This is a genomic window from Bradyrhizobium sp. 153 (genome assembly GCF_023073835.1).
GTDB lineage: Bacteria > Pseudomonadota > Alphaproteobacteria > Rhizobiales > Xanthobacteraceae > Bradyrhizobium.
This window is the reverse complement of the sequence record NZ_JADPKH010000128.1, coordinates 25,788-42,605: the sequence shown is the minus strand read 5'-3', so window position 1 is coordinate 42,605 and position 16,818 is coordinate 25,788. Positions and strand designations below refer to the sequence as shown.

Sequence of the window (16,818 nt, the reverse complement as noted above, 5' to 3'; positions counted from 1 at the left end):
AGGGTGAGAGCGCGGGTCACTTGGCGGGCGACGTCTCGTCCACCCAGAGGTCCTCGACATTTTGATGGGTCAGTTCCGTCGCATTCAGCTGAATCCCCTTCAGCCACGGCTGCACCGCCATGACCGCCTTGTTGTAGTTGAAGAACCAGACCGGAGCCTCTTCATAGAGCAGAGCATTGGCCTTCCGGAGCAATTGGTCGCGTGTTGCATCGTCGTCGGCCTGCCCGGCTTCGTCGATCAGCTTGTCGAAATCCGCGTTCTTGAAGGACGTGTAATTGCAAGCTGATTGCGGCGTCGACGAGTAGAAGCATTTCAGCGCCGCTTGGGGATCCGGGCCTGTCGCCATGGAATAGACATAGGCCTGGAAGTCGCCTTTGCGGATCACCTCCGCCAACACTGCGGTCTCGACCTGCTTGACCTTCACCTTGACGCCGACGCGGTCCAGCATCGGGATGATGGCCTCGACGATCGGCAGACCCCAGCTTTCGTTCTGACTGGTCGTCCATTCGAACTCAAAGCCGGTGGGATAGCCGGCGTCCGCGAGCAACTGCTTTGCTTTCGCGGGATCGAAGGCGTAGGGCTTCATCGCCTTGTCGTAGAGCGGCGAGGTCAGAGGCAGCCAGCTCGTGGCGCGATAGGCCTTGCCCTTGACGAGCTTGTTGATGATCAGGTCGGTATCGATCGCGTGGTTGATCGCCTGCCGGACGCGCTTGTCGGCGAACGGCTTGAAGGTCGGATTCATTCCCATGTGACGGGTGAAGACCTCGGCGACTTCGACGATAGTGCCCTTGAGGCCAGGGTCGGCCTGATAGGCGACATATTGCGCCGGCCCGAGCACGGACGTGTCGATCTCCTTGTTGCGGAAAGCGACATCGCGGGCCGCGGCTTCGCCCATGATCGAGACGATGAGCTTGTCGGCATAGGGCTTGCCGGGCTTGTAGAACCGGTCCCACCGCTCCAGGACGATACGCGATCCCGGCACGTGCTCGACGAACTTGAAGGGTCCAAGACCGATCGGCTTCTGGATGAAGCTTTCCTTGGCGCCCTCGTCGGCGGGATAGATCGAGGTCAGCGCGTTGAAGAAGTAAAAGCCCGGATCGACCTTCTCAGTCAGCTTCATTTCCAGGGTGAAGTCGTCGATCTTCTTCAGGCCGGAGATCTCTTTGGCCTCTCCCTTCTCGACCGCGGCCGCGCCCTCGATCACGCGCACGAAGCGCGCGCCGGGATAGGCCTTGGTGCCGTCCATGATCCGATTGTAGGACCAGATGACGTCGTCGGCCGTCATCTTGCGGCCATTGTGGAAATACGCGTCGTCCCGCAGCTTGAAGGTGTGAACGAAGCCTCCGCCGGAGACCACGTGCTCCTTGGCAAGCTCCAGAACCGGCTTGCCTTCCGTGGAATTCCAGATGTAGAGCGACCGGTGCAGAGCCTTGGCGTAGATCTCGTCCTGCGCGCGCTGCGTCGTATGAATGTCGAGGCTGGTGAAACTCGAGCCATAGGGCGCGGTCATGCGGATGGTTCCGCCCTTGCGCGGTGTCTGGGCCTCCGCCGTGGCGGCAAGCGCCAGTCCCAAGCCAGCAACGATCGCCATTGTCCTGAACATCATGTGTCCCCCCAATGTAGGCGTGCTCTGATCGGCGAGTTGACCATTCACAGCATGTCGAATGCAAGCGCCTTGAAGGAATGACCTATGCGATCCGGGCTTCACCTCTTCCCGTGGGGAGAGGTGAAGCCGGATCGCCGACCGGGTCCAAATTCGTCATGCCTGGCCGGCGGCGAACTCCGGCTGCCAGTCGCGCAGTTTCCGCGCTGCACTGGTGACGTCGCCGATAGCTGCAAACGCCCCCGCCTCCACCATCATCGCCCGCGCCAGCCGTACGGCGCGGGCTTCGCTGATCGCCCGCGTGCGCAGGTCCGCGATCAGCTCGAAATCGATGTTGTGGGCGAGCCCGAAGATGCGGCGGATGATTTTTGCGGCTGCGAAGCCGACCGTGTCGGCGAACAGGCGCTGCATGTAGGCCTGCCGTTCGGCTTCCAGCCGTGCGGCGCCCTGCTCGCCGGCAAAGAGCGAGACGGGATAGGCATCGCCTTCGGCTCCGGCGCGCCAGAGGTCGAGGAATTTGCGGGCGAACTCGCGCCAGACCTGCTCGACCGTCTCCAGCACCCAGACTTCGAATGCGGCGCGCTCGCCCGGCGAGCGCTCGTGGCCGGCGGAGGCGAAATAGGCCATCAGGAGGTTGGCGAGCACGGCCCCGACGTCGAACCCCATCGGGCCGTAGAACGCGAATTCGGGGTCGATCACATGGGTCTCGCTCTCCGTCACCATGATCGAGCCGGTGTGGAGGTCGCCGTGAATCAGCGCCTCGGGGCTTGCCATGAACTTCAGCTTGAGGCGGGAGATCGCCACATGCAGCTCCATGTCATCGCGGAGGCTTGCCGCCAGGCCGTCGAGATACGGCGCGGTCCAGCGGTTCTGCTCGGCGATGCGGTAGGGATCGGTGAAGATCAGGTCCTCGGTGATCTTGCACAGCGCATGGTTGCCGGCGAAGGCCGCGATGCCCTGCTTCTTCTCGGCCGCGGAGAGCGCTAGGTCGGAGGTGAAGAACAAGGTCCTCGCCATGAAGGTGGTGATGTCGTCGACAAAGTGCGGATATTGCGTTGCCGCGACCAACCCCTTGCGCATGATGATGTGGGGCTCGAGCAGCTCCATCATCGTGAGCGCCAGTGCCTCGTTGTGATGCAGCAGCGCCGGCACGAGGCCCGGCGCGAGCTGGGCCTGCTTCGACAGCGCCAGGTATTCGTAATGAGCCCGCGACAGCGGCAGCGGCCAGCTCTCGCCAACGAGGCGGACATAGGGCAGCGCCTGCTTCACCGCGATGCCGCCGCAATTGCCCTTGACAATGAAGACGAGGTTGAGATTGCCGTCGCCGACCTCGGTGATCGCCCAGGATGGCGGCTCGCCGCCGAGCAGTGCCCTAAGCTCCGGCAGGCCTGCGAGATAATCCCGCAACGCCGCCTCATGCAGAATTCGGTAGTCCCCCGCCTGCGCCTCGACCATAACGATCCCATCCCATGTTTGGCGTGGCCGGATCGTTACTCCCGCTCCAGGAAGCTCGAGCCGATCTCGGCCTTTCTTTTGATCGGATCGTAATCACAATAGATGCTATCCGCCACCAGGGTGTAGCTGGCGCTGACGGTGTATTTGTCGAGCTTGACCGAGTTCAGGCCGATCACCGACGTGCTCTTGCCGCCGTTCCATTTGAACGGCGTCGAGCTCTTGGCCTGCTCGCAGGCCATCACGGCTTCGTTGAAGACGTAGCCCTCGACGAACGCCTTCAGGGTGCGCACCTGCACCGCCATCTTCCATTCGACATAGCCGATGGCACCGAGACCGGCGACGATCAGGACCAGAAGCGCAACAACGACCCGCTGAAAAGTCATTCGTCCCCCCAATAAAAAAGCACAAAATTCCAGGCGAGAGGAGCGCGCACGCCTCGTCCTTCGAGACGACCGCTTCGCGGTCTCCTCAGAATGAGGCTAACGGACATCGGCGCGCGTTGGAACTGCTACCGCGCACTCGGTCCTCATCCCTGAGGGCCCGCCAAAGGCCGGCGTCTCGAAGGATGGGCCGCACGGAAACCGCTCGCAAGACTGGGTAGTCCCGCTCAGTTGAGAGATAAGCTAAAACGGCATTCCCATCATCTTCGACAGGCGCTCGATCGACAGATAGCCGGCGTGATAGGCCATCATGCCTAGCCCATAGATGATCGCCGAGATGATCGTGGTCCAGATCAGCTTGCGTCCCATCCGCGTCAGGATTGGCGCGCCAGGATCGGTGCCAGGCGCACCGACGCCGTCCTCATGCTGGCTACGCACGCCGAACGGCAGCGTCAGGAACAGCGCGACCCACCAGATGACGAAGTAGATCGCGATGGCGGTCGATATCTGGATGGCCATGGGGCGGCCTTATGCCTGCTCGATCTCGACCAGCGCGCCGGAAAAATCCTTGGGGTGCAGGAACAGCACCGGCTTGCCGTGGGCGCCGATCTTGGGCACACCGTCGCCGAGCACGCGCGCACCCTCCTTCACCAAGGTGTCGCGCGAGGCGATGATGTCGACGACCTCGTAGCACACATGATGAATGCCGCCGTCGGCGTTGCGCTCGAGGAATTTGGCGATCGGCGAGGCCTCGCCATAGGGCTCGATGAACTCGATCTTGGTGTTAGGCAGCGTCACGAACACGGTAGTGACGCCATGCTCGGGCAGCGCGACGGCTTCCGAAATTTGCGCCCCGAACGCCGCGCCATAGATCTTGGCCGCCTTGACAGCGTCCTTGGTCGCGATCGCCACATGGTTGAGCCGGCCCAGCATCTTCCCCTCCTCAAACTGTCAGCACGTGTACCAGACAGGGGGGCTTTTTGCCCCAATGTTCGTTGATCACGGCCCGGACAGCGCGTCGTACCGATTCAGCCAGCGCGTCCGGATCGCGGCGGCGCGGCCGCGGCAGGCTCTCGATGGTAGAGACCACGGCGTCGAAGACGATGTCATCGAAGGCCTCACCCGCCCTGTTCTTCTCGGGGATTCCGACCAGATCGATCTCGGGATCATCGGCGAGCTCGCCCTGCTCCGTCATGGCGACAGCAACGAAGGCGCAACCGGAAAAGGCCATGCGCCGCCGCTCGACCACCGCGCGGGACTTGGAGTCCTCCAAAATCGTGCCGTCCTTGTAGAGACGGCCCGACGGCACCTCGCCGATGATGCCGGGATCGCCGGGACCGAGCTTGACGAGGTCGCCGTTGCGGCAGACCAGCACGCGCGGCACGCCGGCGGCGCGCGCGAGCTTTGCGTGCTCGTGCAGGTGCAGGGCCTCGCCATGGACGGGGATCAGGAGCTGCGGCTTCACCCAGGAGATCAGGTCGCGCAACTCGTCGCGGCGGGGATGGCCGGAGACATGGACCAGATGGTCGCGGTCGGTGATGATCTCGACGCCCTGGAGCACCAGATTGTTGATGATCGAGCCGACCGCTTTCTCGTTGCCGGGAATGGTGCGCGAGGAGAAGATGACGCTGTCGCCGCGGTTGAGCGTGATCTCGGGATGATCGTCATTGGCGATGCGCGCTAGCGCCGCGCGCGGCTCACCCTGACTGCCGGTGCACAGCGCCAGCACCTTGTCCTGCGGAAGATGGCCGTAAATGTCGGGTGAGCGGAAATTCTGCACGCCGTCGAGATAACCGGTCTCGCGCGCGACCTGCACCACGCGCTCCATGGCGCGGCCGACCACGACAACCTCGCGGTCGGCGGCTTTCGCAGCCTCAGCCACGGCCTTGATGCGGGCGACGTTGGAGGCGAACGTCGTCACCGCTACGCGGCCCTTGGCGGCCTTGACCAGATCGATAATGGTTCTGGCGACCTCGGCCTCCGACGGCGAGCGGCCGTCGCGCACGGCGTTGGTGGAATCGCCGATCAGGGCGAGCACGCCCTCCTCGCCCAGCTCGCGCAGGCGCTTCTCGTCGGTCGGGGCCCCCAGCGTCGGGGTCGGGTCGATCTTCCAATCGCCGGTGTGCAACACGATGCCGGCCTCGGTGTGGATCGCCAGCGCGTGCGCTTCCGGAATCGAGTGCGCCATCGGGATGAACTCGACGTTGAACGGGCCGACATCGACGCGGCCCCCCGACGGGACCACCGTCACCGGAATGTTCGGAGCACCGCGCTCGGCGGCGCATTTGGCCTCGAACAACGCCGCGCTGAACTTGGTCGCGTAGATCGGGCATTGCAGCTTCGGCCAGAGATCGATGATGGCGCCGAAATGGTCCTCATGGGCGTGGGTCAGCACCAGACCCATCAGATTCTTGCGTTCCTTCTCCAGGAAAGAGATGTCCGGCATGATCAGGTCGATGCCCGGCAGGTGCTCCTCGTCGCCGAAGGAGACGCCGAGATCGACCGCGAGCCAGGCGCGCTGGTGGCGGTTGCCGAGGCCGTAGATCGACAGGTTCATGCCGATCTCGCCGACACCGCCGAGTGGCGCAAACACGAGTTCGTCGGGCTTCGCCATCACGCAGCTCCCACGGAGGCGGCCGGGCCGAAGAACACCTCGCCCGCTGCGACCGGCACCCGCCGCCCCTCCGCGGTGCGGACGATCAGGCAGCCGGTGTCATCGATGGTGTCAAAAATGCCTTCCAGCGTCGTCGCTCCCGTGTGGATTGCGACCTTCTCGCCGAGACCGGCTGCGCGTTGCAGCCAGAGCCTGCGGATCTCGGCAAAGCCGCGGCCATTGTCCCAGATCCCGCGGAACTCGACCCAGGCGTCGGACAAGGCGGCAAACAACTCCTCCGCGCTGATCTGGACGCCGAGCGCGGCCAGCGACACCGCCGGCGTCAGCGTGCCCTCGGGCGCGGCGACGACATTGGTTCCGATGCCGACGACCACGGCAAGGCGATCGCCAATGGCCTCGGCCTCGAGCGCAATGCCGACCAGCTTCTTGCCGCCGGCAAGCACGTCGTTCGGCCATTTCAGGGCATAGCGGGGACGACCCTCACCGAGGCGGAGCGCCGCCTCCAGGCTGACCTTCTCGAGCGCCGCCTCCTCTGCGAGCCCCGCGGCGAAGCCGAGCGTCGCGGCGACGGCAGGGGCGACGTCCATGACTTCGAGGATGCTGGCAGCGAGATTGCCCCGTGGCGCGATCCAGGCGCGCTGGCGCCGGCCGCGGCCGGCGGTCTGCTCGGACGTGACGAACCACATCGGGCCGCGTTCGCCGGCGCGGGCGTGCTCGATCGCGTCGGTATTGGTCGAGCCGGTCCGTTCGAAGACCGCGAGCTTGTAGCCCGCCGATTGTGCACGAGGACCGAGCGCGAACCCCATTCTAGAACAGCGACTTTGCCGCGGCGGAGGCGACGCTCACGACGGGCCCAGCAAACAGCGCAAACAGCAGGTTGAACAAGCCCGCGACCGCCAGCACCGTCCGCACCTCGATCCTGACGGGATCGACCTGGCCGGCCGGCTCGTCAAAGTACATCGTCTTGACGATGGCGAGATAGTAGTAGGCGCCGACGACGCTGGTCAGCACGCCGATGACAGCGAGCGTGAACAGGTTCGCCTTGATGGCGGCGACGAAGACGTACCATTTCGCGAAGAAGCCGGCGAGCGGCGGGATGCCGGCGAGCGAGAACAGCAGCATCGCGAACATGAAGGCGAGCAGCGGATTGGTCCGCGACAGGCCTGCGAAATCGCTGATCTGCTCCACGGCCTGGCCGTTGCGCCGCATGGCAAGGATGATCGAGAACGAGCCGAGCGTCATCGCGACATAAATCACGATGTACATCAACACGCCTTGCGCACCTTCGACCGTGCCGGAGGCGAGGCCGACCAGCGCGAAGCCCATGTGGCCGATCGAAGAGTACGCCATCAGGCGCTTGATGTTGCTCTGGCCGATCGCGGCGAAGGAGCCGAGCGCCATCGAGGCGATCGCCACGAACACCAGGATCTGCTGCCACTGCGAGACGATGCCGGGGAATGCGGTCAGCGTGACGCGGGTGAAGACCGCAAGCGCGGCCACCTTCGGCGCCGAGGCGAAGAAGGCGGTAACCGGCGTCGGCGCGCCTTCATATACGTCCGGCGTCCACATGTGGAACGGCACGGCCGAGACCTTGAAGCAGAGGCCGGCGAGCAGGAAGACCAGGCCAAAGACGAGGCCGACATTCGAGACCGTCGCGGCCGATGCGATGCCGGTGAAGCTGACCGTGCCGGTGAAGCCATAGACCAGCGAGGCGCCGTAGAGCAGCATGCCCGACGACAGCGCCCCGAGCACGAAATACTTCAGGCCGGCTTCGGTCGACTTGGCATTGTCGCGGTTCGAGGCCGCCACGACATAGAGCGCCAGCGACATCAATTCGAGGCCGAGATAGAGCGAGATCAGATCGCCGGCCGAGATCAGCACCATCATGCCGAGCGTCGAGAGCAGCACCAGGATCGAATATTCAAAGATCCGCCGCGACGGATCGGACAGGAACTCGGTCGAGAGCACCAGTGTCACCGCCGAGCCGATCAAGGCCAGGATCTTCATGAAGCGGGCGAAATCGTCGACGATGAAGCTGCCGCCGAAGGTGACCTGCTTGCCCGCGGGCTGCATGTAGACGAGCGCGCCAACCACGATGAGCAGCACCACCGACAGCGAGGTGACGGTCTTGGTCGTCCCCTGCCCGCGATAGGCTCCCAGCATCAGGAGCGCCATCGCGCCGACCGCGAGCACGAGCTCGGGCAGCACCGGCGCTAATTGATATCCTGCAGTCTCAAAGCTCATGGCGATATCCTGACCTGCCCGATCACTGGAGCAGTGCGGCGGCCTTCACGGCCGTCACAGCGGTGTTGTAGTTGTTGACGAGTTGCTGGACCGAGGCGGCCGACATGTCGAGCACCGGCTTCGGATAGACACCGAACAGGATCGTCAGCGCAATCAGCGGGAACAGCGTCACGCATTCACGCAAGGTGAGATCTTTCATGCTCATCAGCGACGGCTTGACCAGCGCCCCGAACACGACCTTGCGGTAGAGCCACAGCGCGTAACCTGCCGACAGGATCACGCCGAAGGTGGCGAAGAACGCGGTCGGGATCGAGACCTTGAAGGTGCCGAGCAGCGTCATGAACTCGCCGACGAAGCCGCTCGTCCCGGGCAGACCGACATTGGCCATGGTGAAGACCATGAAGGTCATCGCGTAGAGCGGCATCCGGTTGACGAGGCCGCCATAGGCCGCGATCTCGCGGGTGTGCAGGCGGTCGTAGACGACACCGACGCAGAGGAACAGCGCACCGGAGACGATGCCGTGCGAGATCATCTGGAACATGCCGCCGGCGACGCCCTGCATGGTGCCGGCGAAGATGCCCATTGTGACGAAGCCCATATGCGCCACGGACGAGTACGCGATCAGCTTCTTCATGTCCTCCTGCATCAACGCCACCAGCGAGGTGTAGATGATGGCGATGGCCGAGAGCGTGAAGATCAGCGGCGCGAAGTCATGCGAGGCCAGCGGGAACATCGGCAGCGAGAAGCGCAGGAAGCCGTAGCCGCCCATCTTCAAGAGGATCGCGGCAAGGACGACCGAGCCCGCGGTCGGCGCCTCGACGTGCGCGTCGGGCAGCCAGGTGTGCACCGGCCACATCGGCATCTTCACCGCGAACGAGGCGAAGAAGGCCAGCCACGCCCAGGTCTGCAAGGAGCGCGGCACGGCGGTGTGCATCAGGGTCGGGATATCGGTGGTGCCGCCGTTCCAATACAGCGCCATGATGGCGAGCAGCATCAAGACGGAGCCGAGCAGCGTGTAGAGGAAGAACTTAAATGACGCATAGACCCGGCGCGGACCGCCCCAGACGCCGATGATCAGGAACATCGGGATCAGGCCGCCTTCAAAGAACAGGTAGAACAGCACGAGATCGAGCGCCGAGAAGGTGCCGATCATCAGCGTTTCCAGGATCAGGAACGCCATCATGTATTCGCGGACGCGGTTCGTAACCGCCTTCCAGCTCGCAATGATGCAGAACGGCATGATCGCGGTGGTCAGGATCACGAGCGGCAGCGAAATGCCGTCGACGCCCATGTGGTAGGTGATGCCGGTGGCGAGCCAGTTCGCCTTCTCGACGAACTGGAAGTCAGGGTTTGCGGGATCGAAGCGCATGACCAGGATCACCGACACCGCAAAGGTGATCAGCGTGGTCCAGAGCGCAATCCAGCGCGAGTTGCGCTTGGCCGCCTCGTCATCGCCGCGGCTGAGATAGACGATCAGCGCTCCGACCAGCGGCAGGAACGTCGTGACCGAAAGGATGGGCCAGGTTGTCATTTACTGGCCTCCAAAGCCGAACATGAACCAGGTGATCAGGCTGGCGGCGCCGATCAGCATGGCGAATGCGTAGTGATAGAGATAGCCGGTCTGGATCTTCACGACGTTGCGAGTGACGTCCAGGACCCGCGCCGAGATGCCGTCGGGACCGAGTCCGTCGATGATGAAGCCATCGCCCTTCTTCCAGAGCTGATAACCAATCCACTTCGCCGGACGGACAAAGATGATGTCGTAGAGCTCGTCGAAGTACCATTTGTTGAGCAGGAACTGGTACAACATCGGCTGCGTCTTCGCGAGCTCGACCGGCAGATAGGGCGCGCGGATATAGAACAGGTACGACACCAGGAAGCCCAGCACCATCATCACCGTCGGCAGGAAGGCGATGGTCTCGGGGATGTGGTGCATCTCCTCGATGATGTGCGGGTTCATCTTCACGGATTCGCGGAAGAACTCCTCGATGCCGTGGCCGGCGAACAGCTCCTTGAACGGCAAGCCGGCGACGAATGAGCCGACCGCGAGCACGCCGATCGGGATCAGCATCCAGATCGGAGCCTCATGCGCGGCCTCGTAATGATGCTCGTCATGCGGTTCGCCGTGGAAGGTCTTGAAGATCAGGCGCCAGGAGTAGAACGAGGTCAGGCCCGCGGCAGCGACCGTCATCAGGAAGCCGTAGACGCCGAACGGGTTGTGCGCGGCGTAGGCGGACTCGATGATCGCATCCTTGGAGAAGTAGCCGGCGGTGAGTGGGAAGCCGGTCAGGGCCAGCGTGCCGACCACCATCACCGCGTAGGTGTAAGGGATCTTGCGCCAGAGGCCGCCCATGTTGCGGATGTCCTGCTCGTGGTGCATCGCGTAGATCACCGAGCCGGAACCCAAGAACAGCAGCGCCTTGAAGAAGGCGTGGGTGAACAGGTGGAACATGCCGACCGAATAGGCGCCGGCTCCCATCGCCACGAACATGTAGCCGAGCTGCGAACAGGTCGAATAGGCGACGATGCGCTTGATGTCGTTCTGGACGAGGCCGATGGTCGCCGCGAAGAACGCGGTGGTGGCGCCGAAGAACATCACGACGGCCTGAGCGTTCGGGGCGAGCTCGAACAGCGGCGACAGCCGCGCCACCATGAACACGCCCGCAGTGACCATGGTCGCGGCGTGAATGAGCGCGGAGACCGGCGTCGGACCCTCCATCGCGTCCGGCAACCAGGTGTGCAGCAGGAACTGCGCCGACTTGCCCATCGCGCCCATGAAGAGCAGCAGGCAGGTCAGGGTCAGCGCGTCGGCGTGCCAGCCGAGGAAGTCGATGGTCTTGCCGGTCAGGCCGGGTGCGGCATGGAAGATGGTCTCGAAGTCGGTCGAGCCGACCAGCATGAAGATCGCGAAGATGCCGAGCGCGAAGCCGAAATCGCCGACGCGGTTGACCACGAAGGCCTTGATCGCCGCCGCATTCGCCGACGGCTTCTGGTACCAGAATCCGATCAGGAGATAGCTGGCCAGACCCACGCCTTCCCAGCCGAAGAACAGCTGCACGAGGTTGTCCGCGGTCACCAGCATCAGCATCGCGAAGGTGAACAGCGAGAGATAGCCGAAGAAGCGTGGCCGGTTCGGATCCTCGTCCATGTAGCCGATGGAATAGAGGTGCACGAGCGAGGACACGGTGGTCACCACCACCAGCATCACGGCCGTGAGCGTGTCGACCCGCAGCGTCCACCAGACCTGGAGGTCGCCGGAGAAGATCCAGGGCAGCAGCTGGATGCGCGCGTCGTGGTGCATGAAGCCGACATCGACCAGCGTCATCCAGGACAAGGCCGCCGACACAAACAAGAGCGCGGTCGTGATCAGCTCGGCGCCGCGCGAGCCCGCCGCCGGCGGCTCAGTCGGGCCGTGGCCATGATCGTCATGTCCGTCGCCGGGCTCGTGATGGGTTTCGTGGATGACGGACGCATCCTCGTTGATCGTATCGGACGCATGGGCGTGCGCGCCGTGGCCGTGGTCCCCGTGATGCTCGACCTCGTCACCCGAGGGGTTACGGGCGTGCGCGCCCACGAGCGCGATCAGGCCAGCCAGAATGGCGCCCAGCAGAGGCAGGAAAACGATTGCCTGAACCATTTGAGAGCTCAGCCCTTCATCAGATTGACGTCCTCAACCGCGATCGAGCCGCGGTTGCGGAAATAGACCACCAGGATGGCGAGACCGATCGCGGCTTCGGCGGCGGCGACGGTCAGCACCAAAAGCGCGAAGACCTGGCCGACGATGTCGCCGAGGAAGGTCGAGAACGCCACGAGGTTGATGTTGACCGAGAGCAGGATCAGCTCGATCGACATCAGGATGACGATGATGTTCTTGCGGTTCAGGAAGATGCCGAGGATGCCGAGAGTGAACAGGATCGCGCCGACCGCCAGATAGTGTCCGAGCCCGATCGTCATTTCACCCACTCCGCCGCGTCGGCATCCGAAAGCCCCTGCCCCGGCGCCACCTTGCGCATCGCCATCGCCATTTTCGGCGTGCGCGCGTTCTGAACGTTGATGTCCTGCCGCTTCACGCTTGCCTTGTGACGCAGCGTCAGCACGATGGCGCCGATCATGGCGACCAGCAGCACCATGCCCGAGAGCTGGAAGTAGTGGATGTACTTCGTATAGAGCACGAGACCGAGCGCCTCGGTGTTGCTGACATTGGCCGGGATCGCCGCCGTGATCGTCTTGCTGACGCTCGGATTGATGACCCAGAAGCCGACGGTGAGCAGCAGCTCGAACAGGAAGATGCCGCCGACCACGAGGCCGACGGGCAGGTACTCGATGAAGCCCTCGCGCAGCTCGAGGAAGTCGACGTCGAGCATCATGATCACGAACAGGAACAGCACCGCGACGGCGCCGACATAGACGACGATCAGGATCATCGCCAGGAATTCAGCACCCATCAGCACGAACAGACCGGAGGCGTTGACGAAGGCCAGGATCAGGTACAGCACGGAGTGCACGGGATTGCGCGACACAATCACCATCACCGCCGAGGCGACGCAGACGCCGGCGAACAGATAGAAGAACAGCGCGGGAAGGATCATGCTCTCATCTCACCGGTACGGCGCGTCGAGCTCGATCGCTTTCGCGATCTCGCGTTCCCAGCGGTCGCCATTGGCGAGCAGCTTGGCCTTGTCATAGAACAGCTCCTCGCGGGTCTCGGTCGCGAACTCGAAGTTCGGACCTTCGACGATGGCGTCGACCGGACAGGCCTCCTGGCAGAGGCCACAATAGATGCACTTCACCATGTCGATGTCGTAGCGCACGGTGCGGCGGGTGCCGTCGTTGCGGCGCGGGCCGGCCTCGATGGTGATGGCCTGCGCCGGGCAGACCGCTTCGCACAGCTTGCAGGCGATGCAGCGTTCTTCGCCGTTCGGATAGCGGCGCAGCGCATGCTCGCCGCGGAAGCGCGGCGAGATCGGGCCCTTCTCGAACGGGTAGTTCAGCGTCGGCTTCGGCTGGAAGAAATAGCGCATGGCGAGGAAGAACGCCGAGACGAATTCCGACAGCAGAAGCGAGCGTGCAGTGGCGTTGACGTTGATACCCATGACGGCCCTCACTTCGGCGCGATGCCGGCGAAATGCAGCACGCCGGCCACCACGATCACCATCGCCAGCGAGATCGGCAGGAACACCTTCCAGCCGAGACGCATCAGTTGATCGTAGCGGTAGCGCGGCACGATCGCCTTGGCCATCGCGAACAGGAAGAACATGAAGAATAGTTTCAGGGAGAACCAGATGATCCCCGGCACCCAGTTGAAGGGCGGCAGGTCGACCGGCGGCAGCCAGCCTCCGAGGAACAGGATCGTCGCCATCGCGCACATCGTGACGATCGCGACATACTCGCCGAGCATGAACAAGAGGTACGGCGTCGAGCCGTATTCGACCATGAAGCCCGCGACGAGCTCGGATTCGGCTTCGACGAGGTCGAAGGGCGGACGGTTGGTTTCTGCCAGCGCCGAGACGTAAAACACCACGAACATCGGGAACAGCGGCCAGACGTACCAGTTCAGGATAGTGAGCTGCGGCAGCCCGATCAGGCTGGCAAGGCCGCGCGCATGCTGGGCCTCGACCACGGCCGACAGGTTCAGCGTGCCGGCGCAGAGCAGCACCGTGATGATGACGAAACCGATCGAGACCTCGTACGACACCATCTGCGCCGCCGAGCGCAGCGCGGCCAGGAACGGGTATTTCGAGTTCGACGACCAGCCGGCCATGATGATGCCGTAGATCGACAGCGACGAGATCGCGAAGATGAAAAGAATGCCGACATTGATGTCGGAGATCACCCAGCCGAGATTGGTCGGGATCACGGCCCAGGCGGCGAGCGCGAGCACGCAGGACACCAGCGGTGCCAGCAGGAATACGCCCTTGTTGGCGCCGGCAGGGATGATCGGCTCCTTCAGCACGAACTTGAGCAAGTCCGCGAATGACTGGAGCAGGCCCCAGGGTCCGACCACGTTCGGGCCGCGCCGGATCTGCACCGCCGCCCAGATCTTGCGGTCGGCGAGCAGGATATAGGCGATCGCGACCAAGAGGACGACGAGCACCAGAACGCTCTCGGCGACCATGATAATCAATGGCCAGAGGAAACCGGTCCAGAATGCGCTTTCGAAGAATTCCATCAGATCACGCTCACTCCGCTGCGGTCAGCATGTGCCCGGAGGCGAGGCGCGAACATTCTGCCATCACGGCGGACGCACGCGCGATTGGGTTGGTCAGGTAGAAGTCCTCGACCAGCGGCTTGAACGGCGCCTTCTCGGGCGAGCCGCCCTTCCCCGCCAGCTTCTTGATCTGGTCGGCGGAACCGGCCTCGATCTGGTCGAGACGGATCAGATGCGGCACGGCCTTGAAGATAGCCTGGCGAAGCTGCGCGAGCGAGTCATAGCCGAGCTTCTTGCCGAGCGCTTCCGACAGCGCACGAATGATCGCCCAGTCCTCGCGGGCTTCGCCCGGCGGGAACGCGGCGCGGCCAGTCATCTGCACCCGGCCTTCGGTGTTGACATAGATCGCCGACTTCTCGGTATAGGCGGCGGCCGGCAGGATGACGTCGGCGCGATGCGCGCCGCGATCTCCATGGGTGCCGATATAGACGACGAAGGTGCCGTCCGGCGCCTTGATCTCGTCTGCGCCGAGCAGGAACAGCAGGTCAAGCGTTCCGAACGTGGTCATCTGCGCCGCGTTGAGCCCGCCCGCCGTGGCGGAGAAGCCGATGTCGAGCGCACCCACGCGCGAGGCGGTCTCGTGCAGCACGCCAAAGCCGTTCCAGCCGTCCTTCACCGCGCCGACGTCGAGCGCGAGCTTGGCGCTTGCGGCGAGAATGGCGGCGCCGTCGTGACGCGAAGCCGCGCCCGCGCCGACCAGGATGATCGGCGCCTTGGCGTCCTTCAGCACCTCCATGAAGGAGTGCTTGCCGGCCGCCAGCTCACTGAGCGTCTCGGTGCCGGCGCCGAGATGGTCGTAGTGATAGGTCAGGTCAGCCTTGGGGCCGATCAGGCCGATCTTGAAGCCGCCGGCGCGCCAGCGCTTGCGGATGCGGGCGTTGAACACCGCCGCCTCTTTCCGAGGATTGGCGCCGATGATGAGCAGCGCGTCGGCCTGCTCCACGCCTGCGAGCGTCGGGTTGAAGATGTAGGCGCCGCGGCCGAGCGCGGGATCGAAGGCGTCGCCGCCCTGCACCGCCAGATTGGTCGAGCCATACTTGGCGAGCAGATCCTTTAGCGCGAACATCTCCTCGACGCCGGCGAGGTCGCCGGCGATCGCGCCGATGCGCTTGCCGTCGGTGCGCGCCGCCTTGGCGGCGATGGCGGCGAAGGCCTCGGGCCAGCTCGCCGCGCGCAGCTTGCCGGCTTCGCGGATATAGGGTCGGTCGAGGCGCTGGGTGCGCAAACCGTCGACGACGTGGCGTGTCTTGTCGGAGATCCACTCCTCGTTCACGGCCTCGTTGATGCGCGGCAGGATACGCATCACCTCGCGGCCGCGGGTGTCGACGCGGATCGCCGATCCCAGGCCGTCCATCACGTCAATCGACTGGGTCTTGCCGAGCTCCCAGGGACGCGCCGCAAACGCATAAGGCTTGGAAGTCAGCGCGCCGACCGGGCAGATGTCGACGAGATTGCCCTGCAATTCCGACGTCAGCGCATGCTCGAGATAGGTCGTGATCTCCATGTCCTCGCCGCGCCCGGTCGCGCCCATCTCAGGGGCGCCGGCCACTTCCGCCGAGAAGCGGACGCAGCGCGTGCACTGGATGCAGCGGTTCATCGAGGTCTTGACCAGCGCGCCGAGATATTTGTCCTCGACCGCGCGCTTGTTCTCGGCGAAGCGGCTGGTGTCGACACCATAGCCCATCGCCTGGTCCTGGAGGTCGCACTCGCCGCCCTGGTCGCAGATCGGGCAATCCAGCGGATGATTGATGAGAAGGAATTCCATCACGCCTTCGCGTGCCTTCTTGACCATCGGCGAACGCGTGGAGATCTCCGGCGGCTCGCCCTTGGGGCCCGGACGGCAGTCGCGCACGCCCCAGGCGCAGCTCGCGACCGGCTTCGGACCGCCCTTCACTTCGACGAGGCACATCCGGCAATTGCCGGCGATCGACAGCCGCTCATGATAGCAGAAGCGCGGAATCTCGGCGCCAGCCGCCTCGCACGCCTGGAGCAGCGTGTATTCGGCGGGGACATCGATCTCTTTGCCGTCGATGATGAGCTTGGTCATACCTTAAGTCTTTCTCAGTGCGGCTGATCGACCAGATCGAGACGCCGCTCGATACGGTCCAGCCGTTCTTCAACGCGATCGATCCGTGGGTTGATGCCCGCAATGGCGATCTCGACCTGCGCCAGCCTCAGATCAATGTGGCCCATTCTCTCTTCAACGTTGGTGACGCGGGTCTTCAGATCGCTCACATCCGCGGACACGCGATCGAGCTTTTCGTCGATCCGACGAAGATAAACGAGCACGATGTTGTCCGGCTGGTCGGTCATC

The 16,818-nt window shown here is 64.0% G+C and carries 16 protein-coding genes; all 16 read right to left on the bottom strand.

What is annotated here, in order from left to right:
- Positions 1–16: 16 nt before the first annotated feature.
- The gene (locus IVA91_RS30330; protein ID WP_247277191.1) at positions 17–1,603 is read right to left on the bottom strand and encodes an ABC transporter substrate-binding protein; all 1,587 of its coding nucleotides are present in this window, start codon (positions 1,601–1,603) and stop codon (positions 17–19) included.
- Between the two features lie 156 nt (positions 1,604–1,759).
- A complete protein-coding gene (gene mtnK, locus IVA91_RS30325) occupies positions 1,760–3,058 on the bottom strand; it encodes an S-methyl-5-thioribose kinase (RefSeq protein WP_247277175.1) in 1,299 nt (432 codons plus the stop codon).
- 35 nt (positions 3,059–3,093) lie between these two features.
- On the bottom strand, positions 3,094–3,441 hold the full coding sequence (locus IVA91_RS30320; RefSeq protein ID WP_247277174.1) for a hypothetical protein: 348 nt from the start codon (positions 3,439–3,441) through the stop codon (positions 3,094–3,096).
- Positions 3,442–3,681: 240 nt separating this feature from the next.
- Positions 3,682–3,957 (bottom strand): DUF1467 family protein, encoded by a 276-nt coding sequence (locus IVA91_RS30315; protein ID WP_247277173.1) that lies wholly within the window; start codon positions 3,955–3,957, stop codon positions 3,682–3,684.
- A gap of 9 nt (positions 3,958–3,966) precedes the next feature.
- Positions 3,967–4,371 carry a methylmalonyl-CoA epimerase gene (mce, locus tag IVA91_RS30310; protein ID WP_247294709.1) on the bottom strand — a complete coding sequence of 135 codons (405 nt, stop codon included), beginning with the start codon at positions 4,369–4,371 and terminating at the stop codon, positions 3,967–3,969.
- A gap of 10 nt (positions 4,372–4,381) precedes the next feature.
- Complete coding sequence (locus IVA91_RS30305; RefSeq protein WP_247459938.1) at positions 4,382–6,052, bottom strand: ribonuclease J; 1,671 nt, start codon at positions 6,050–6,052, stop codon at positions 4,382–4,384.
- Complete coding sequence (locus IVA91_RS30300) at positions 6,052–6,858, bottom strand: biotin--[acetyl-CoA-carboxylase] ligase (protein ID WP_247459937.1); 807 nt, start codon at positions 6,856–6,858, stop codon at positions 6,052–6,054. Before IVA91_RS30300 ends, IVA91_RS30305 begins: the two co-directional genes overlap by 1 nt.
- Before the next feature lies 1 nt (position 6,859).
- Positions 6,860–8,296, bottom strand: coding sequence for an NADH-quinone oxidoreductase subunit NuoN (gene nuoN / locus IVA91_RS30295; protein WP_247459936.1), 1,437 nt, complete (start codon positions 8,294–8,296; stop codon positions 6,860–6,862).
- A gap of 22 nt (positions 8,297–8,318) precedes the next feature.
- Positions 8,319–9,827 carry an NADH-quinone oxidoreductase subunit M gene (locus IVA91_RS30290; protein ID WP_247277168.1) on the bottom strand — a complete coding sequence of 503 codons (1,509 nt, stop codon included), beginning with the start codon at positions 9,825–9,827 and terminating at the stop codon, positions 8,319–8,321.
- Complete coding sequence (gene nuoL, locus IVA91_RS30285) at positions 9,828–11,933, bottom strand: NADH-quinone oxidoreductase subunit L (RefSeq protein WP_247277167.1); 2,106 nt, start codon at positions 11,931–11,933, stop codon at positions 9,828–9,830.
- An 8-nt stretch (positions 11,934–11,941) separates the two neighbouring features.
- The gene (gene nuoK, locus IVA91_RS30280; protein ID WP_008547737.1) at positions 11,942–12,250 is read right to left on the bottom strand and encodes an NADH-quinone oxidoreductase subunit NuoK; all 309 of its coding nucleotides are present in this window, start codon (positions 12,248–12,250) and stop codon (positions 11,942–11,944) included.
- Positions 12,247–12,885, bottom strand: coding sequence for an NADH-quinone oxidoreductase subunit J (locus IVA91_RS30275; protein WP_247459935.1), 639 nt, complete (start codon positions 12,883–12,885; stop codon positions 12,247–12,249). Before IVA91_RS30275 ends, nuoK begins: the two co-directional genes overlap by 4 nt.
- 9 nt (positions 12,886–12,894) lie before the next feature.
- Positions 12,895–13,383 (bottom strand): NADH-quinone oxidoreductase subunit NuoI, encoded by a 489-nt coding sequence (nuoI, locus tag IVA91_RS30270; RefSeq protein WP_026202312.1) that lies wholly within the window; start codon positions 13,381–13,383, stop codon positions 12,895–12,897.
- Between the two features lie 14 nt (positions 13,384–13,397).
- Entirely contained in the window at positions 13,398–14,465 is a 1,068-nt protein-coding gene (nuoH, locus tag IVA91_RS30265) for an NADH-quinone oxidoreductase subunit NuoH (RefSeq protein WP_247277165.1), read from the bottom strand.
- Positions 14,466–14,475: 10 nt separating this feature from the next.
- Positions 14,476–16,551: an NADH-quinone oxidoreductase subunit NuoG gene (nuoG, locus tag IVA91_RS30260; protein ID WP_247459934.1), complete on the bottom strand. Its 2,076-nt coding sequence runs from the start codon at positions 16,549–16,551 to the stop codon at positions 14,476–14,478.
- Between the two features lie 14 nt (positions 16,552–16,565).
- Complete coding sequence (locus IVA91_RS30255; RefSeq protein ID WP_247459933.1) at positions 16,566–16,817, bottom strand: hypothetical protein; 252 nt, start codon at positions 16,815–16,817, stop codon at positions 16,566–16,568.
- Position 16,818 lies beyond the last annotated feature (1 nt).